This window comes from Sinorhizobium meliloti, from assembly GCF_017876815.1.
GTDB lineage: Bacteria > Pseudomonadota > Alphaproteobacteria > Rhizobiales > Rhizobiaceae > Sinorhizobium > Sinorhizobium meliloti.
In genome coordinates, this window is sequence record NZ_JAGIOS010000001.1 from 3,719,709 (window position 1) to 3,737,103 (window position 17,395).

General features: G+C 60.8%; 16 protein-coding genes and 4 tRNA genes. 4 read left to right on the forward strand and 16 right to left on the reverse strand.

What is annotated here, in order from left to right:
• Positions 1–174 precede the first annotated feature (174 nt).
• From rpoB to JOH52_RS18160, 13 genes are all read right to left on the reverse strand, one after another.
• On the reverse strand, positions 175–4,317 hold the full coding sequence (rpoB, locus tag JOH52_RS18100) for a DNA-directed RNA polymerase subunit beta (protein WP_003536195.1): 4,143 nt from the start codon (positions 4,315–4,317) through the stop codon (positions 175–177).
• A gap of 265 nt (positions 4,318–4,582) precedes the next feature.
• Positions 4,583–4,963 (reverse strand): 50S ribosomal protein L7/L12, encoded by a 381-nt coding sequence (gene rplL / locus JOH52_RS18105; protein WP_003536194.1) that lies wholly within the window; start codon positions 4,961–4,963, stop codon positions 4,583–4,585.
• Positions 4,964–5,021: 58 nt separating this feature from the next.
• The gene (gene rplJ, locus JOH52_RS18110) at positions 5,022–5,540 is read right to left on the reverse strand and encodes a 50S ribosomal protein L10 (protein ID WP_003536192.1); all 519 of its coding nucleotides are present in this window, start codon (positions 5,538–5,540) and stop codon (positions 5,022–5,024) included.
• A gap of 332 nt (positions 5,541–5,872) precedes the next feature.
• Positions 5,873–6,571, reverse strand: a complete 699-nt coding sequence (rplA, locus tag JOH52_RS18115; RefSeq protein ID WP_003536190.1) for a 50S ribosomal protein L1 — start codon at positions 6,569–6,571, stop codon at positions 5,873–5,875.
• Between the two features lie 4 nt (positions 6,572–6,575).
• On the reverse strand, positions 6,576–7,004 hold the full coding sequence (rplK, locus tag JOH52_RS18120) for a 50S ribosomal protein L11 (protein ID WP_003536188.1): 429 nt from the start codon (positions 7,002–7,004) through the stop codon (positions 6,576–6,578).
• 216 nt (positions 7,005–7,220) lie between these two features.
• The gene (gene nusG, locus JOH52_RS18125; RefSeq protein ID WP_003536182.1) at positions 7,221–7,751 is read right to left on the reverse strand and encodes a transcription termination/antitermination protein NusG; all 531 of its coding nucleotides are present in this window, start codon (positions 7,749–7,751) and stop codon (positions 7,221–7,223) included.
• Positions 7,752–7,767: 16 nt separating this feature from the next.
• Entirely contained in the window at positions 7,768–7,968 is a 201-nt protein-coding gene (gene secE, locus JOH52_RS18130) for a preprotein translocase subunit SecE (RefSeq protein ID WP_003536180.1), read from the reverse strand.
• A gap of 182 nt (positions 7,969–8,150) precedes the next feature.
• Positions 8,151–8,226: transfer RNA gene (locus JOH52_RS18135), tRNA-Trp, on the reverse strand.
• Between the two features lie 444 nt (positions 8,227–8,670).
• A complete protein-coding gene (locus tag JOH52_RS18140; RefSeq protein WP_014529706.1) occupies positions 8,671–9,564 on the reverse strand; it encodes an NAD-dependent epimerase/dehydratase family protein in 894 nt (297 codons plus the stop codon).
• Between the two features lie 125 nt (positions 9,565–9,689).
• Entirely contained in the window at positions 9,690–10,355 is a 666-nt protein-coding gene (locus tag JOH52_RS18145; RefSeq protein WP_017265768.1) for a hypothetical protein, read from the reverse strand.
• 347 nt (positions 10,356–10,702) lie between these two features.
• Positions 10,703–11,878 carry an elongation factor Tu gene (gene tuf, locus JOH52_RS18150; protein WP_010969189.1) on the reverse strand — a complete coding sequence of 392 codons (1,176 nt, stop codon included), beginning with the start codon at positions 11,876–11,878 and terminating at the stop codon, positions 10,703–10,705.
• 262 nt (positions 11,879–12,140) lie between these two features.
• Positions 12,141–12,214, reverse strand: a tRNA-Gly gene (locus tag JOH52_RS18155).
• Positions 12,215–12,237: 23 nt separating this feature from the next.
• Positions 12,238–12,322: transfer RNA gene (locus JOH52_RS18160), tRNA-Tyr, on the reverse strand.
• Positions 12,323–12,538: 216 nt separating this feature from the next.
• On the opposite strand from JOH52_RS18160, the gene rlmB reads away from it, so the two are divergent.
• Positions 12,539–13,414 carry a 23S rRNA (guanosine(2251)-2'-O)-methyltransferase RlmB gene (rlmB, locus tag JOH52_RS18165; protein WP_014529707.1) on the forward strand — a complete coding sequence of 292 codons (876 nt, stop codon included), beginning with the start codon at positions 12,539–12,541 and terminating at the stop codon, positions 13,412–13,414.
• Here rlmB and JOH52_RS18170 read toward each other — a convergent pair.
• Together JOH52_RS18170 and JOH52_RS18175 are read right to left on the reverse strand one after the other, a co-directional pair.
• Positions 13,404–13,688, reverse strand: a complete 285-nt coding sequence (locus JOH52_RS18170) for a hypothetical protein (RefSeq protein ID WP_003533097.1) — start codon at positions 13,686–13,688, stop codon at positions 13,404–13,406. The genes rlmB and JOH52_RS18170 overlap by 11 nt on opposite strands.
• Positions 13,689–13,796: 108 nt before the next feature.
• Complete coding sequence (locus tag JOH52_RS18175; RefSeq protein WP_010969187.1) at positions 13,797–14,417, reverse strand: FMN-dependent NADH-azoreductase; 621 nt, start codon at positions 14,415–14,417, stop codon at positions 13,797–13,799.
• A 206-nt stretch (positions 14,418–14,623) separates the two neighbouring features.
• On the opposite strand from JOH52_RS18175, the gene JOH52_RS18180 reads away from it, so the two are divergent.
• Both JOH52_RS18180 and JOH52_RS18185 read left to right on the forward strand, forming a co-directional pair.
• Positions 14,624–15,565 (forward strand): LysR family transcriptional regulator, encoded by a 942-nt coding sequence (locus JOH52_RS18180; RefSeq protein ID WP_003533095.1) that lies wholly within the window; start codon positions 14,624–14,626, stop codon positions 15,563–15,565.
• Between the two features lie 115 nt (positions 15,566–15,680).
• Positions 15,681–16,106: a bleomycin resistance protein gene (locus JOH52_RS18185; RefSeq protein WP_014529708.1), complete on the forward strand. Its 426-nt coding sequence runs from the start codon at positions 15,681–15,683 to the stop codon at positions 16,104–16,106.
• A gap of 174 nt (positions 16,107–16,280) precedes the next feature.
• Here JOH52_RS18185 and JOH52_RS18190 read toward each other — a convergent pair.
• Positions 16,281–16,356 (reverse strand) — tRNA-Thr (locus JOH52_RS18190).
• 193 nt (positions 16,357–16,549) lie between these two features.
• Between JOH52_RS18190 and JOH52_RS18195 the strand changes: the two genes are divergently transcribed.
• A complete protein-coding gene (locus tag JOH52_RS18195) occupies positions 16,550–17,323 on the forward strand; it encodes an NAD kinase (RefSeq protein ID WP_003533093.1) in 774 nt (257 codons plus the stop codon).
• Positions 17,324–17,395 lie beyond the last annotated feature (72 nt).

The following is a 17,395-nucleotide window of genomic DNA, read 5'->3' on the forward strand; positions in this document are numbered from 1 at the left end:
TTGCGGGCATTTAAGCCCTGAGCTTGGCGAGGGTGCCGGCAAATCCCGGGCGCCGGCCCCTGCCCCATAAACAGCTAAAACCGCATCGGGTGCGGCCCTGTTCCTGCCGCGGACAATCAGGTGCCCGACGGCGGAAACGGTGCGCGCCGCTTAGCGGCACGCACCTGATGACTCTTATTCGGCCGCGTCCGGCAGCTGCGCCGTGCTACCGACGTCGTCAACCTTGGAGTTCTCCAGCTCGACCGAAAGGCCCAACGAGCGCATTTCCTTGACGAGAACGTTGAAGCTCTCCGGAATGCCCGCTTCGAAGGTATCGTCGCCGCGGACAATCGCCTCGTAGACCTTGGTGCGGCCGGCCACGTCGTCCGACTTGACCGTCAGCATTTCCTGCAGCGTGTAGGCGGCACCATAGGCTTCCAGAGCCCAGACCTCCATTTCGCCGAAGCGCTGACCGCCGAACTGCGCCTTGCCGCCCAGCGGCTGCTGGGTAACGAGCGAGTAAGGACCGATCGAACGGGCGTGGATCTTGTCGTCGACCAGGTGGTTGAGCTTCAGCATGTAGATGTAGCCCACGGTCACCTGACGGTCGAAAGTCTCGCCGGTACGGCCGTCATAGAGCGTCGACTGACCTGTTACCTTCAGGCCAGCCTGCTCCAGCATCTCGTTGACGTCCGCTTCGACGGCACCGTCGAAGACCGGTGTCGCGATCGAAACGCCGCGGCGGGTCTGCTCGGCAAGCCGGACGATCGATTCATCGTCGTACTGCTTGATCGGCTCGCCCTTCGGGCCAGATCCGATGACGCTGTCGATGGTATCGCGCAGCGGCTGGATATCAGCGCCCGCCTTGTATGCATCGAGCATCGCTCCGATCTTCTTGCCCATGCCGGCGCAAGCCCAACCGAGATGGGTCTCGAGGATCTGACCGACGTTCATGCGCGACGGCACGCCGAGCGGGTTCAGAACCACGTCGACATGCGTACCGTCTTCCAGGAACGGCATGTCTTCGATCGGCACGATCCGCGACACGACACCCTTGTTGCCGTGACGGCCGGCCATCTTGTCGCCCGGCTGGATCTTGCGCTTCACGGCGACGAAGACCTTGACCATCTTCATGACGCCCGGAGGCATCTCATCGCCGCGCTGAACCTTTTCGACCTTGTCCATGAAGCGCTGTTCGAGGCGCGACTTGGATTCGTCGTACTGCGCGCGAAGCGCTTCGATCTCGCCCTGAGCCTTTTCGTCCTCGATAGCGAACATCCACCACTGCGAGCGGGGATATTCACTGATGACGACGTTGGAGAGCTCGGTGCCCTTCTTGAAGCCCTTCGGACCGGCAACGGCGACGTGGCCGCGAAGCATGTCGACCAGACGCGCATAGACGTTGCGGTCGAGGATCGCCTGCTCGTCGTCGCGGTCCTTCGCGAGACGCTCGATTTCCTCGCGCTCGATCGCCATCGCGCGCTCGTCCTTCTCGACGCCATGGCGGTTGAAGACGCGCACTTCGACGACCGTGCCGAAGGTGCCCGGGGGCATGCGCATCGACGTGTCGCGAACGTCCGACGCCTTCTCGCCGAAGATGGCGCGCAGAAGCTTTTCTTCCGGCGTCATCGGGCTCTCGCCCTTCGGCGTGATCTTGCCGACGAGGATGTCGCCCGGCTGAACTTCGGCGCCGATGTACACGATACCGGCTTCGTCCAGGTTTTTCAGCGCTTCTTCCGAAACGTTCGGAATGTCGCGGGTGATTTCTTCCGGACCAAGCTTGGTGTCGCGCGCCATCACTTCGAATTCCTCGATGTGGATCGAGGTGAAGACGTCGTCACGCACGATCCGCTCGGAGAGCAGGATCGAGTCTTCGTAGTTGTAGCCGTTCCAGGGCATGAACGCGACGAGGGCGTTGCGGCCGAGCGCCAGATCGCCGAGGTCGGTCGACGGACCGTCCGCGATGATATCGCCCTTGTTGATCACGTCACCGACGGTGACCAGCGGGCGCTGGTTGACGCAGGTGTTCTGGTTGGAGCGCTGGAACTTCTGCAGGCGGTAGATATCGACGCCCGACTTGGACGGATCCAGGTCTTCGGTGGCGCGGATAACGATACGGGTCGCGTCCACCTGGTCGACGATACCGCCGCGGCGGGCAGCGATCGCAGCACCGGAGTCACGCGCGACGACCGGCTCCATGCCGGTGCCGACGAAGGGAGCTTCCGCACGCAGCAGCGGCACGGCCTGACGCTGCATGTTCGAGCCCATCAGCGCGCGGTTGGCGTCATCGTTCTCGAGGAACGGAATGAGCGCGGCCGCGACCGAGACGAGCTGCTTCGGCGAAACGTCCATCAGGTTGATGTTGTCGCGCGGCGCCAGCATGACTTCGCCGGCGTGGCGGCAAACGACGAATTCTTCAGAGAAGGAGCCGTCGTCATCCAGCACCGAGTTTGCCTGTGCAACGTGATACTTCGCTTCTTCCATCGCCGACAGATAGACGACGTCGTTCGTCACCTTGCCGTCGACGATCTTGCGGTACGGGCTCTCGATGAAGCCGTACTTGTTGACGCGGGCGAAGGTCGCAAGCGAGTTGATCAGACCGATGTTCGGGCCTTCCGGCGTTTCGATCGGGCAGATACGGCCGTAATGCGTCGGATGCACGTCGCGCACTTCGAAGCCGGCACGTTCGCGGGTCAGACCGCCCGGACCCAGTGCCGAAAGGCGGCGCTTATGGGTGATTTCCGAAAGCGGGTTCACCTGGTCCATGAACTGCGAGAGCTGCGAGGAACCGAAGAATTCGCGAACGGCTGCGGCAGCCGGCTTCGCGTTGATCAGGTCCTGCGGCATCACGGTGTCGATCTCGATCGAGGACATGCGCTCCTTGATCGCACGTTCCATACGCAGGAGACCCAGACGATACTGGTTCTCCATCAACTCGCCGACCGAGCGGACGCGGCGGTTGCCGAGGTTGTCGATGTCGTCGATCTCGCCCTTGCCGTCACGCAGCTCCACGAGCATCTTGACCACGGCCAGGATGTCTTCCTTGCGCAGCGTGCGAACCGTGTCCGGAACGTCCAGATCGAGGCGCATGTTCATCTTCACGCGGCCGACGGCCGAGAGATCGTAGCGCTCGGCATCGAAGAAGAGCGCATTGAACATGGCTTCGGCCGAATCCATGGTCGGCGGCTCACCCGGACGCATGACGCGGTAGATATCGAACAGCGCGTCCTGACGGTTCTCGTTCTTGTCGGCCGAAAGCGTGTTGCGGATATAGGCGCCGATATTGATGTGGTCGATGTCGAGCACCGGGATCTCATCGAAGCCGGCGGAAAGAATGACCGGAAGCGTCTTCTCGTCGATCTCGTCACCGGCCTCGAGATAGATCTCGCCGGTCTCGAAGTTGACGACGTCCTCGGCGAGATAGTTGCCGTAGAGATCGTCGTCGGTCGCCTTGAGCGCCTTCAGGCCCTTTTCCTGCAACTGCCGCAGCAGGCGCGGCGTCAGCTTCTTGCCGCTCTCGACAACGACCTCGCCGGTGTCGGCGTCGATCATGTCTGCCAGTGTCTTCTGGCCCTTCAGCGCATCCGGCTGGAACGGCACGCGCCAGCCCTCGCCATCGCGCTGGTAGAGCGACTTCGTGTAGAAGGTGTCGAGGATTTCTTCGCCGTCCATTCCGAGCGCCATCAGAAGCGACGTCACCGGAATCTTGCGGCGGCGGTCGATACGCGCATGGACGATGTCCTTCGCGTCGAACTCGATGTCGAGCCACGAACCGCGATAGGGGATCACGCGCGCGGCGAAGAGCAGCTTGCCGGACGAGTGGCTCTTGCCCTTGTCATGGTCGAAGAAGACACCCGGCGACCGGTGCATCTGCGAGACGATGACGCGCTCCGTGCCGTTGACGATGAAGGTACCGTTGTCCGTCATGAGCGGCATGTCGCCCATGTAGACGTTCTGTTCCTTGATATCCTTGATGGACTTGGCGCCGGTGTCCTCGTCGATATCGAACACGATCAGCCGCAGCGTCACCTTGAGCGGCGCCGCATAGGTCAGGTCGCGCTGACGGCACTCCTCGACGTCGAACTTCGGTGCCTCGAACTCGTAGGAAACGAACTCGAGCATCGAAGCGCCGGAGAAATCCTTGATCGGAAATACCGATTTGAAAACGGCTTGAAGCCCCTCATCCGGCCGTCCGCCTTGGGGCTCGTCCACCATGAGGAACTGGTCGTAAGACGCCTTCTGAACCTCGATGAGGTTCGGCATCTCCGCGACTTCGGGAATTTTACCAAAAAACTTGCGTACGCGCCTACGACCGTTAAACGAAAGGGTCTGAGCCATCGTCGCTCCTTGTCAATCTTGCATCCGGGCCTGCAACGGACGGGAACCGATGGCCAGTCGACCCCGTCAATCAATGGGTAGTTCAATCTCGTCCAGCATTCGAAAGACGCCAGCGCGGAATGCTGTGCTGTCCTTCGATCGGGACCATCCTCTTGAAGAACCCATTACCCAAAAGCCGTTTTCGACAGGCTTTTGGGTAATATGTTCTAAAAACGGTCAAAGAGAGGCGGCCACGAGGGCCACCTCCCTTTCGCATTTCGTCGAATTACTTGACGTCGACTTTCGCGCCAGCGTCTTCGAGCTTCTTCTTGAGGTCAGCAGCTTCAGCCTTGGAAACGGCTTCCTTGACAGCCTTCGGAGCGCCTTCGACGAGGTCCTTGGCTTCCTTGAGGCCGAGACCGGTGATGGCGCGGACTTCCTTGATGACGTTGATCTTGTTCGCGCCGGCATCCGTCAGGATGACGTCGAACTCGGTCTTTTCTTCTTCGACCGGAGCAGCAGCGCCAGCAGCACCACCGGCAGCAGCAACGGCTACCGGAGCAGCGGCGGAAACGCCCCACTTTTCTTCGAGAAGCTTAGAAAGCTCAGCAGCTTCCAGGACGGTCAGCGAGGAGAGGTCTTCAACGATCTTTGCGAGATCAGCCATTTTACTTTTCCTTTTGTTCGGTTCGAACTGGTTTTAAATGCAACAGCGAAATTCCGCCTCAGGCGGCTTCGTCCTTCTTGGCATAGGCCGAGAACACGCGGGCAAGCTGGCTTGCCGGTGCTGCGACAACCGTCGCGACGCGGGTTGCCGGGGCGTTGATGAGGCCCAGCAGCTTCGCGCGCAGCTCGTCGAGCGAAGGCAGGGTCGCAAGCGACTTGACACCTTCGGCGTTGAGCGTGGTTGCCCCCATGGCGCCGCCCAGAACAACGAGCTTGTCGTTGGTCTTTGCGAAATCCATGACGACCTTCGGAGCCGTTACGGGGTCTTCGCTGAAAGCGATCAGCGTCTGCCCCTTGAAGAGATCGGTCATCCCTTCAGACTCCGTGCCCTGAAGAGCGATCTTGGCCAGGCGGTTTTTCGCGACTCTGACGGTGCCGCCAGCAGCGCGCATCTTCGAACGGAAGTCGTTCATCTGCGCAACTGTGACACCAGCATAGTGGGCCACGACAACCGAACCGGAAGCCTTGAAGACTTCGTTCAGCTCCGTGACGAATTCGCGTTTTTCCGCTCTTTCCACTGTCTGTCTCCAGTTGGCAGGGTTGCTCATCGCAGCCCTGCCGGGTTTGCCTTTGTCACCCGGGATCATTCTCGATCCCAAGCAACGCTTGAGGATCCTGTCCCTTGGCGTTCCCGGGGAGCCGGGTCTGACACAAGGCAAGCGAGGTTCGAACCGAATTCCGACGCGTCCGCGTCTTCGTGAAATTCAGATCTTACCCGTCTCATGCGGGCCAGGTGATTAAGGTAAAACCACCCGCAATCTCGGACAGGAGTTCCGGGCGGTAGGCCCGGAATTTCCGGCCCCGAAAGGCCGGAAATCTTGTTACGGGCCGAAGCCCGTCAAACTATCTATCAGGCAGCGCTGATCGTTGCCGGGTCGACCTTGAGGCCGGGGCCCATCGTCGAAGAAACAGCTACGCGCTTGACGTAGTTGCCCTTGGCGCCGGTCGGCTTTGCCTTGATCACGGCATCTGCGAAGGCCCGGATGTTCTCTTCGAGCGCCTTGGCATCGAAGGAAGCCTTGCCGATGCCGGCGTGAACGATACCTGCCTTCTCCACGCGGAACTCGACCGCGCCGCCCTTCGAAGCCTTCACGGCTCCGGTGACGTCCATGGTGACGGTGCCGACCTTCGGGTTCGGCATCATGCCACGGGGGCCGAGAACCTTACCGAGACGGCCGACGAGCGGCATCATGTCGGGGGTCGCAATGCAGCGATCGAAGTCGATCTTGCCGCCCTGGACGATTTCGACGAGCTCTTCCGCACCGACGACGTCGGCGCCGGCAGCCTTGGCTTCGTCAGCCTTCGCGCCACGGGCGAAAACGGCGACGCGAACCGACCGGCCGGTGCCGTTCGGCAGATTGACCACGCCGCGGACCATCTGGTCGGCATGGCGCGGATCGACGCCGAGGTTCATCGCGACTTCGATCGTTTCGTCGAACTTGGCCGTCGCACGCTCCTTGACCAGCGTTACGGCTTCGGTGAGGCCATAGAGCTTCGTCGGATCGACGCCCTCGCGGGACTTCTGTACACGCTTTGCAATCTTCGCCATGGTCTTAGCCCGTCACTTCCAGGCCCATGGAGCGGGCCGAGCCCTCAACCATCGCCATTGCGCCATCGATATCGGCCGCGTTGAGGTCCTTCATCTTGGCCTCTGCGATCGTGCGGATCTGAGCCTTGGAGATCGAGCCGGCCTTGGCCTTGCCCGGGGTCTTGGAGCCCGCCTGGACCTTCGCTTCGCGCTTCAGGAAGTAGCTGACCGGCGGCTGCTTCATGACGAATGTGAAGGACTTGTCCTGGTAATAGGTGATGACGACCGGGATCGGCATACCCTTTTCCATTTCCTGCGTGGCGGCGTTGAACGCCTTGCAGAATTCCATGATGTTAATGCCACGCTGACCAAGCGCAGGACCGATCGGCGGCGACGGATTCGCCGAGCCGGCCTTTACCTGCAGCTTGAGCTGGCCTGCAACTTTCTTAGCCATTTCTCTCTGCCTTTCACTGCTCCTTTGCGGCGAGGCCGAAAAGGGAGCTCATCAGCCGGTTGCCCGGCCATTTGCCGATCGATCGATCGGCGGCTGCGGTTGCGTGGTGCGGATGAACCGACCCGGCTTAAGGTCGGAAACCTCCCACGCGATGCGGATCGCTCCGCCGAACAGGCCGATGAATCGACCTGCCCATTCCTATTGGCTTACGCTCTATCAGACCTTTTCGACCTGGCCGTATTCCAGCTCGACAGGCGTCGCGCGGCCAAAGATCGACACCTCGACCTTCAAGCGCGACCGCTCTTCATCGACATCCTGAACGGTGCCGTTGAACGATGCGAAGGGGCCGTCGGAAACGCGGACCTGCTCGCCGATCTCGAACGAGACCGAAGGCTTCGGGCGCTCGACGCCGTCCTGCACCTGACCGAGAATGCGATCGGCCTCATGATCAGGAATCGGCACCGGCTTGCTGTCCGTACCAAGGAAACCCGTCACTTTCGGCGTGTTCTTGATAAGGTGATAGGCCTCGTCGGTCAGATCGGCGCGAACGAGAACATAACCCGGAAAGAACTTCCGCTCCGCATCGACTTTGCGTCCGCGACGGACCTCTACCACCTTCTCGGTCGGCACGAGGATCTTCTCGAAGAGATGGGTGAGGCCCTTCTGCTTGGCCTTCTCCTCGATCGATTCGGCGACCTTCTTTTCAAAATTCGAATAGGCGTGAACAATATACCAGCGCGCAGCCATGCTACTCTCCACCCAATCAAGCGCCAACGTTGAGGATCAGGCTCATCACCCAACCCAGCAACTGGTCCGCACCAAAGAAAAAGGCGGCGGCAAAAGAGACCATGACGAAAACCATCAGCGTCGAGATCGTCGTCTCGCGCCGTGAAGGCCAAGTCACTTTCGACGTTTCAGCGCGCACCTGCTGCAGAAACGCAAATGGATTTGTTTTGGATGCCATATAATGCTCACGCCATTACGGCGCGTAAAGCCGACGTGTCAGCCCCACGCACCGCGTGTCTGTTTGGACCCTACATAAAGACCGATTGCGAAAACCACAAGAGCCAATCAGCCTTTTTTGTGAATATACAAAGACGGCCGTGCCGCCTTCCCACGCATCCCAACACGGCAGGATCGGGAGAATGGCAGGGGCAGAGGGGCTCGAACCCCCGACCTGCGGTTTTGGAGACCGCCGCTCTACCAACTGAGCTATACCCCTACGGTGCCGCGACGCAACCCGAACCGGCTGCGTCCCAAGTCAGCGGCTTAATATTCAGTTTGCCGGACGCTTTCAAGCGCATTCGCAGCAAAAGCCAAAAAAGATTCGACAAAATTTCAGCGGACGCTCGATCGGCGGCTGCGACGCAGAGTGTGTGCGGTTTTCCGCTGCACCCGCGTCTCAACGTAACAGAATCGATCACCTTCATGATTTTGAGTCGACCCGACCTAAAATCCTCATCCCTGTGCTCGTCACAGGGATCCAGCCAGACCAAGTCCTTGGGCTGAAAGAACGCTTCCCGCGCCGCAGACGCGGCGCTGCTCTCATCTCTGTGACAAGCACAGAGATGAGGAGAGATTGCAGGCGACAAAACCCACTAGAGCGCCAACGCCATTATCCATCTCGCAGCAGCCGTCATAAACTCAAGATGAATCTCAACATACCCTAGTCGTTCAGCCGCACATATTTACGCCAATCATGCTCTTCCTTGAAACCAAGGACCTCGCGGATCTTGCGATTGGAAAGCAGCCCTTCGAATTCGCCGATCTCGCGCGTGAAGGGAACATTCGGATAGAACTGCCTGGCCAATTCGCGCGAAGGCGTGTTGGCCGAGACCGTGTCGTTCGCGGCGTTGAATATCGCGAAGCCCAGGCCGTCCTTCTCAACGCAGAGCTTCACGATCTGGCCGAGGTCGCGGGCATCGATATAGCTCCAGGCGATCCTTTTGCGGATCTCCGGATGGGCGAAATAATGCGGGAAGTCTGCATATTCATGCGGCTCGATCACGTTGCCGATGCGCAAGGCGTAAATATCGAAGCCGGAGCGCTCCGCGAAGGCCCTCCCCGTCTTCTCGTTCACCACCTTGGAGAGCCCGTAGGAATCCATCGGATCGACATCGTAATCCTCTTCGAGAGGAAAATGATGGAAGTCACGGTGCCCCTCCGCAAAGCAGACGCCATAGGTCGTCTCGCTGGAAGCGACGATGATCTTTCGGATGCCGAGCTTCACCGCCGCCTCGATGACGTTGTAGGTCCCCATCACGTTGACCCGGAAGGTTTCGTTGTCGGGTTTGATGAGGATGCGCGGAATGGCCGCGAAATGCACGACGGCATCGAAGGGCTGCGTGCCGCGGTCGAGATCGGGGAAGTCCCGGTGCATCGACAGCGCATTGAACATCTGGCCGCTGTCGGTGATGTCGGCGATCAGATTGGTGACGCCGGGGCTGTCGAGCGGCACGAGATCGACATTGTGCACGTCATAGCCGGCCTCGACGAGATAGGGCACGGCGTGCCGCCCGGCCTTCCCCGAGCCGCCGGTAAACAGAATTCGCTTTTTCATGATATATCCCCACGCAGAAGAAGACGTGCTGCAGCGACTGTACTGTATGCGCCGCTCCGTAGGTTAGGTACTTTGCGCCTTTGCGCAAGATCGATCGTGCGTGCCACCGGGTGTTCCTGCCGGATTCACCACTTCAGACTATAGCGGACATCGACCACGCTCCGCGGCGCCAGCAACGGATCGGCGACCGCCGCGCCGAGGCGCAGATTTCCGAAATTCTGTTCCACTCCAATCCGGCTCACACCGCTGACGCCGTCACGCGAAACCTGGCTCTGCACGGTGAGCGACGTTCGGCTTGCGGGAGACACGAGCTTGGCGGATTGCGTCAGCCTCAGTTCGCTGCACCGGTTCTCATAGGCGTTGCATTGGAGAGCGATGCTCCTGTGGACCTCCGCATCGAGCGTGGGCGTGACGATCCAGCTGCGCGCAGTACCGGCGCCGAAGTTGCCGGTCCCTCGCAAGGCATTGTAATCCACGCTGACCTGAGAGGAACGCGTGACCGCCCCTCGCCCGCTCCCGCGCGAAACCGTTCCCCAGAGGCGGACCGGCGCGCCGGGCGGATTGATCTTGCCCGAGCGTGTGGCGTCCATCGAGACTTCGGCGCCGGCGGACGTGTTCCACCGCCCCGTCCGGCGAACGCCGAACCGGAATTTGTAGGCGTTGGCTCCGGTCTTGGAAGGCGACCAGATAAGCGGGCGGTCATCGGCGGCCGAGGCGAATTGCGGGGACTTCCCGACGCAGATCAAAACGATGCCAGCCGCGGCAAGCCGCGTGGAAATACGTCTTCTCATTGGATTCCAATCCTGCTGCATATGTCCTTTGACCGGAACCGATCGAAGGACAAGACATGCACCAATTTCAACGCGCTACAGTGAAACCTTTGCGCGTTTGGCAAAGACGCGCGGCGCTGTAGGCCGCAACCGTTGCCATTCGCAAGTCGTCAGGACCGGAAGGTAACACGGACCGGCGGCAAGGTCCCGTGATAATCGGACGTCGCGTGTGGGACTATGCAAACACTGTTGCAGACATCACACGCGAAAGAGATCGCCCCACCGCTTCAAAAAGCGTTGATCTGGTAATCGCCAAAAGAAAAACCCCGCGGTTGCCCGCGGGGTTCGAAGTCCGATCCGAACCGGAATTACTCGACGATGGAGGCGACGATGCCTGCGCCGACGGTGCGGCCGCCTTCGCGGATAGCGAAGCGCAGCTTTTCTTCCATCGCGATCGGCACGATCAGCTCGACGTCAACCGTGACGTTGTCGCCCGGCATGACCATTTCCGTGCCTTCCGGAAGCGTCACGATGCCGGTCACGTCCGTCGTGCGGAAGTAGAACTGCGGACGGTAGTTGGTGAAGAACGGCGTGTGACGGCCACCCTCTTCCTTCGTCAGGATGTAGGCTTCAGCCTTGAACTTGCGGTGCGGCTTGACCGAACCCGGCTTGCACAGAATCTGACCGCGCTCGACGCCGTTGCGGTCGACACCGCGAAGCAGCGCGCCGATGTTGTCGCCGGCCTGGCCCTGGTCGAGCAGCTTGCGGAACATTTCAACGCCCGTGCAGGTCGTCTTCGTCGTCGGACGGATGCCGACGATCTCGATTTCCTCACCGACCTTGACGATGCCGCGCTCGACGCGACCGGTCACGACCGTACCGCGGCCCGAGATCGAGAACACGTCTTCGATCGGCATCAGGAACGGCTGGTCGATCGGACGCTCAGGCGTCGGGATGTAGGCGTCGACCGCAGCCATCAGCTCGCGGATCGCGTCTTCGCCGATCTTCTTGTCCGAATCTTCAAGCGCGGCCAGAGCCGAACCCTTGACGATCGGAATGTCGTCGCCCGGGAATTCGTAGGACGACAGCAGTTCGCGCACTTCCAGCTCGACGAGCTCGAGCAGTTCCGCGTCGTCGACCTGGTCGACCTTGTTCAGGAACACGACGATCGCCGGAACGCCGACCTGGCGGGCCAGCAGGATGTGTTCGCGCGTCTGCGGCATCGGGCCGTCAGCGGCCGAAACAACCAGGATCGCGCCGTCCATCTGCGCCGCACCGGTGATCATGTTCTTGACGTAGTCGGCGTGGCCGGGGCAGTCGACGTGCGCATAGTGACGGTTCGGCGTCTCGTATTCGACGTGCGCCGTCGAAATGGTGATGCCGCGGGCCTTTTCTTCCGGCGCAGCGTCAATCTGGTCATACGCCTTGAACTCGCCGAAATACTTCGTGATCGCTGCCGTCAGCGACGTCTTGCCATGGTCAACGTGGCCAATCGTGCCAATGTTGACGTGCGGCTTATTGCGCTCAAATTTGCTCTTTGCCATGGGTACGCTTCCTGTGGTCAAATCGGATGGATCAGCCGGCGGGGCCGGTTTGTCGAGCCGTTTAAGGGTTTCGTCGCATTTGCGCAAGACTTAATTGCGTGCGCCGGAACGGCAAGGTCTCGCCTCCTTAGAAAGGCAGCGGCAAGCGGCGGCAGAAGCACCCAAAGCGCAACGCCTCAGGCCGGAAAACAGAACGTAAACAGGCGCATGCGGCACAAACCTAAAGTGCAGCGGAATTTTTGTTATGCTTTGAAAAAGAAGCTGGAGCGGGTAGCGGGAATCGAACCCGCGTATTCAGCTTGGAAGGCTGCTGCTCTACCATTGAGCTATACCCGCGGGCCTTCGATCCTGAAGCAGAATGGTGGAGGGAGTTGGATTTGAACCAACGTAGGCTGAGCCAACGGATTTACAGTCCGTCCCCTTTAACCACTCGGGCATCCCTCCATTTTTCTGTCGGGATCAATCGACCAAGCATTTGAGATCGCGTAAGAACCGGCGCCGTTTGTCGCCGCCCCTCGATCTGCGCCGGGTATATGACCGCCTGCATTCGTCCTGTCAACACGGCGAAATGCAAATTTTCAGAATTTCTCCACAGGCGGCCGCAGCGGCGATTTTCCGAAATCAGTTTCAACCCGGGACGAAGCTCACTATAAGACCGGCATGAGCAAGGACAAGACCGGCGACAAGAGCGCCAGAGACACCCATTATGCAAATCTCCGCCGTGCGCACCGGGACGCAAGGCGCGAACGCGGGGAGATTCCAACCCCGCGTCAGGACAAGCGCGGAAAGCCGCCCGCCGACTGGAAGCCGCCGGCACTCGCCCCGGACCAGGTGCTCCTCTACGGCCTGCACACGGTCCGCGCAGCCCTCGACAATCCGGAACGCCGCATCATCCGCCTCTCGGTCACGCAGAACGCCGCCGCACGCCTGGATCTCGGAGATCTCACGGCGCTCCCCTTCCCGACCGAGACTGTAACGCCGCAGGAACTCGACCGCATACTCGGGCCCGATGCCATTCACCAGGGAGTGATGCTGGAGACGCAGCCTCTGCCGCACCGCAAGCTCGAGGCTCTTCGCGACTGCCCCTTGATTCTCGTTCTCGATCAGGTGACCGACCCCCACAATGTCGGAGCGATCATGCGCTCGGCGGTCGCCTTCGACGCAGGCGCACTCATTACGACGATGCGCCACAGTCCGACCGAATCGGGTGTTTTGGCGAAATCGGCCTCGGGTGCGCTGGAACTCATTCCTTATATCCAGATCACCAATCTCGCCGACACCCTCGAAGAGCTCCACGAGCTCGGCTTCATGACGATCGGCCTCGATTCCGAGGGGCCGCAGGCGCTCGAAGGCACATTCGCCGGCGACAAGATCGCGCTCGTGCTCGGATCGGAGGGCAAGGGCCTGCGCCAGAAGACGCGGCAGACGGTCAAGGCGCTCGCCCGGCTCGACATGCCCGGCGCGATCAAGTCGCTGAACGTGTCGAATGCCGCCGCCATCGCGATGTACGCGGCGAGACATCATCTTAAGGGATAGGAGCCGACGGGACGATCGTCACGGCGAGCCCCGCCGTCGGGCAGCCGTCCTGCAATCTTTTCCATGTCGTGACGTTGAGGTTCATTTCGCAGCGCGCGAGATAGGAGATATCGCCGATGCGGATGCAGGCAGTCTGCCCGAGTTCGTATTTCGCTCCGTCGCGGTGTCGGCAGGTGCAACGCCCGCCCGGCGCAGACGCGGAAACACTTCCGGCCACCAGGGCGACGGCCGCGAGCGACAACGCCAGAAACCGCAGGGCGCGCACGCATTTCATGCCCGACAGAATAGCGCAGTTTCGACCCGATCAGAAACGGAGAATGCCGGCTGATCGCTCGGCCGGCATCCTCCGCAACGAACCGGCGCCACAGCGCCGGCCGAATGGTTAGCTCGCGAGCTTCAGAACGTTGCCCTCGGCAATCGTCTTTTCGGCTTCGGCGATGGCGAACTGCTTCTGGTCGGGGCCGAGATTCAGGCCCTCTGCGCGGATGAACTCGATGTCCGTTATGCCGAAGAAACCGAAGACCGACCGCAGATAGGTTTCCTGGTGGTCCATGGCGGAAGCCGGGGCGACCGAATAATGACCGCCACGGGTGGAGGCGACGATCAGCTTCTTGCCCTTGGCGAGGCCTTCCGGTCCTGCTTCGGTGTAGCGGAAGGTTTTGCCGGCAACGGCCAAGCGGTCGATCCACGCCTTGAGCTGGCTCGGGATCGAGAAGTTGTACATCGGCGCACCGACGACGACCGTGTCGGCAGCCAGGAATTCCTCGAGCATCTGGCGGCCGATGCGAACATCAGCGGCCAAAAGGGCGTCGACACCTTCGAGATCTGCAGGCGCCATGATCTGTGCGCCGGTCAGGTGCGGAACGCGTTCGGATGCGAGATCCCGATAGGTGATCTCCGCATCGGGCCGGTCGGCCTTGAGCTGCGAGACGATTGCCGATGTCAGGCGGCGGGAGACGGAGTGTTCGCCGAGAATGCCGGAGTCGATGTGAAGGATTTTCATGGGAAGCACCTTTGCTTACGTTGCGGTGCATCACATATGATCTGCAAACAATCCTTCGATAAGTCAGCGAATATTTGACATTCCGTTTCCCCAGGGAAACAATTCGGCATATATCGCGAACAGGTGGCCGCCTGGGCTCTAATCGTCGCCTCCAATGGACGACGAGCTGCACCGATCGTCGATACCGCCTTTGATGGGAGGCACTCATGCAGGATCTCAACGATATCGCGCTCTTCGCCGCAGTCGTCAAACACAACGGCTTCAGCGCCGCCGCGCGCGACCTGAACGTGCCGAAATCCAAGCTCAGCAAACATGTCGCACGCCTGGAGGAGCAATTGGGCGTGCGTCTGCTCGAGCGCTCGACGCGCAAGCTTCGGATGACCGAGGTCGGCCGCATCTTCTACGAGCACGCCCAGGGATTGCTCGACGGCGTGGCCGCAGCCGAAGCCGAGATCGCCGCAGTGCGCGCCGAGCCGACGGGCGTCGTCCGGCTCGCATGTCCTATCGGCTTCACACCGATGCTCGCCGACATCCTGCCCGCCTTCCACCGCCGATATCCGGGCGTCCGCCTGCTGATCACCGCCTCCAACCGGCGGATCGATCTCATCGAGGAACGGATCGACGTGGCCTTGCGCGCGCGCGACCAGCTCGACACCGACAGCCAGCTCATCGTCCGCAAATTCGGCGAGGTGCGCCAACGCCTCGCCGCCAGCCCGACGCTTCTCGCGCGCCTCGGCGGGATCACGACCGACAATCTTTCGCAAATGCCGACGCTGTCGATGAACGAACAGCACCCCAATGATGTCTGGCGGCTCGTACACGCAACCGGGGGAGCAATCGAGATCGCTCACCGGCCCGTCGTCGGCTGCAGCGATTTTCTCATCCTCGAACGCGCGGCCATCGAAGGCATGGGCATAGCGCTGCTGCCCGACCATATTTGCGAGCGCGCCTTCCGAACCGGCGCCCTCGTTCCGGTCCTGCCGGAGTGGACCTCCGGCAACGTCATGGTCCACCTCGTCTTCCCCTCGCGCCACGGCCTGCTGCCCGCGACCCGCGCCCTCATCGACTTTCTGGCGGAAAATCTGATCAAGGCGCTGGAGCGCTGCCGCGAGGTCGATCCGAGGCCAGCGGCATCGTTTGAGATTTGATGATGTTGCTTCGTACCTCCCGCCCGTATCCGCCTCGAAGCCAAGGCATTCTCAAGGCGCAGAGGGCGCCGGTGATCGGTATGGGGAGGCATTTGGGAAACCCGGAGACTTCAAGATGAGTAACGCGCTTGTGCCAGAGTTCGCTGTCTCCGATTGGCAGGCTTCCAAAGAATTCTACTGTAATATCCTCGGTTTCTCGTGCGACCACGAACGGCCGGAAGAGGGCTTTTGTTATCTAAGTCTGGACGGCGCGGAACTCATGATTGATCAGATCGGCACGGGGCGTACCTTCGAGGACGGCCACCTTCCGCAAAGTTATCCCTTTGGAAAGGGGCTGAACGTCCAAATTCGGGTTGCCTCAGCCGACGCCCTGGTCCGAGCATTGACCGACAGGGGAATCGCGCTCTACCTCCCCCTCGAAGAACGCTGGTATCGAAGGGGTGAGGAAGAGGTCGGCAATCGCCAGTTCGTGGTCGCGGATCCCGACGGATACTTGCTACGGTTCTATGAGCCTTTGGGGCGCCGCCCCCGAACTTCATGAGGCTGCTTCTCATCTTGGCCCGCTGAAGCGGAGTTCAGCAGGGCCATATGAGAGCCTGTTGGCCCTAGTACGCTGCCGAACCAGACAAATCGGCGAAACGATTTGCCGCATCTCCAATTCCGAGTGCGGGATCAACACCAAAACCGAAGCAAAAATAACCGCGAAAAAGAGATATGGTGCCCCCAGAGAGACTCGAACTCCCGACCTACTGATTACAAATCAGCCGCTCTACCAACTGAGCTATAAGGGCATATTAGCGCTGGGAGTTACCATATTCTCCCCCGGTGTAAAGCAAAAATGCAGCTTCTCCCAATTTTTCGGATGCGTTCGCGCCGAGGCCGTGCCAGAAAAAGCGACCGTGGCGTCTACAGCGCCGCCCGCCTAAATTGATGTGAAAACAAGCGGAAGCGCCCCGCCCCCGCAATGACAGACGGACTGAGTTCATGGCCCGCAAGTTCAACTCCCTTGCCTTCATCGCATCGCCGGCGGAGGAAGCGCAGAAGGCGGCCGAGGATCTCCGGGCCGTCTATGGGGATCATGATCCGGACAAGGCCGACGTGATCGTTGCGCTGGGCGGCGACGGCTTCATGCTGCACACGCTGCACAGGACGATGAATACCGGCAAGCTCGTCTACGGGATGAACCGCGGCTCGGTCGGGTTCCTGATGAACCGCTACAGCACCGAGAACCTGCATCAGCGAATCGCCAATGCCGACGAAAACGCATTTCATCCGCTCGAAATGCGCACAACGGACGTCAACGGCGATAAGTTCACCGCGCTTGCCATCAACGAGGTTTACCTTTTTCGCCAGTCCTACCAGGCCGCGAAGCTGAAGGTCATGGTGGACGGAAAGACGCGGCTCGACGAATTGACCTGCGACGGGCTGCTTCTGGCAACGCCTGCGGGCTCCACCGCCTATAATCTTTCTGCGCACGGGCCGATCCTGCCGTTGGAAGCGCCGCTTCTGGCGCTGACGCCCGTCAGCCCCTTCCGGCCGCGGCGCTGGCGCGGGGCGCTGTTGCCGAATCACGTAACAGTGGACATCGAAATCCTCGAGGCCGACAAGCGACCGGTCAACGCCGTGGCCGATCACCAGGAAGTCAAGTCCGTCGTGCATGTCCGCATCGCCGAATCGGAGAAGCTCACTGCGCGGATCCTTTCGGATCCGGACCATTCCTGGTCCGATCGAATCCTGGCCGAGCAGTTCTCCAATTGAAATCACACGTTGCACGAGCGATTTGGTATGATCACGGGCGGTAGCGTGCCTCGCGGTCCCGGCGTTCGGTTG

Bases quoted from the DNA above. Each gene is read 5' to 3' on its own strand.
- rpoB (WP_003536195.1), bottom strand. From the start codon at position 4,317: ATGGCTCAGACCCTTTCGTTTAACGGTCGTAGGCGCGTACGCAAGTTT.
- rplL (WP_003536194.1), bottom strand. From the start codon at position 4,963: ATGGCTGATCTCGCAAAGATCGTTGAAGACCTCTCCTCGCTGACCGTC.
- rplA (WP_003536190.1), bottom strand. From the start codon at position 6,571: ATGGCGAAGATTGCAAAGCGTGTACAGAAGTCCCGCGAGGGCGTCGAT.
- rplK (WP_003536188.1), bottom strand. From the start codon at position 7,004: ATGGCTAAGAAAGTTGCAGGCCAGCTCAAGCTGCAGGTAAAGGCCGGC.
- nusG (WP_003536182.1), bottom strand. From the start codon at position 7,751: ATGGCTGCGCGCTGGTATATTGTTCACGCCTATTCGAATTTTGAAAAG.
- secE (WP_003536180.1), bottom strand. From the start codon at position 7,968: ATGGCATCCAAAACAAATCCATTTGCGTTTCTGCAGCAGGTGCGCGCT.
- JOH52_RS18140 (WP_014529706.1), bottom strand. From the start codon at position 9,564: ATGAAAAAGCGAATTCTGTTTACCGGCGGCTCGGGGAAGGCCGGGCGG.
- JOH52_RS18145 (WP_017265768.1), bottom strand. From the start codon at position 10,355: ATGAGAAGACGTATTTCCACGCGGCTTGCCGCGGCTGGCATCGTTTTG.
- tuf (WP_010969189.1), bottom strand. From the start codon at position 11,878: ATGGCAAAGAGCAAATTTGAGCGCAATAAGCCGCACGTCAACATTGGC.
- rlmB (WP_014529707.1), top strand. From the start codon at position 12,539: ATGAGCAAGGACAAGACCGGCGACAAGAGCGCCAGAGACACCCATTAT.
- JOH52_RS18170 (WP_003533097.1), bottom strand. From the start codon at position 13,688: ATGAAATGCGTGCGCGCCCTGCGGTTTCTGGCGTTGTCGCTCGCGGCC.
- JOH52_RS18175 (WP_010969187.1), bottom strand. From the start codon at position 14,417: ATGAAAATCCTTCACATCGACTCCGGCATTCTCGGCGAACACTCCGTC.
- JOH52_RS18180 (WP_003533095.1), top strand. From the start codon at position 14,624: ATGCAGGATCTCAACGATATCGCGCTCTTCGCCGCAGTCGTCAAACAC.
- JOH52_RS18185 (WP_014529708.1), top strand. From the start codon at position 15,681: ATGAGTAACGCGCTTGTGCCAGAGTTCGCTGTCTCCGATTGGCAGGCT.
- JOH52_RS18195 (WP_003533093.1), top strand. From the start codon at position 16,550: ATGGCCCGCAAGTTCAACTCCCTTGCCTTCATCGCATCGCCGGCGGAG.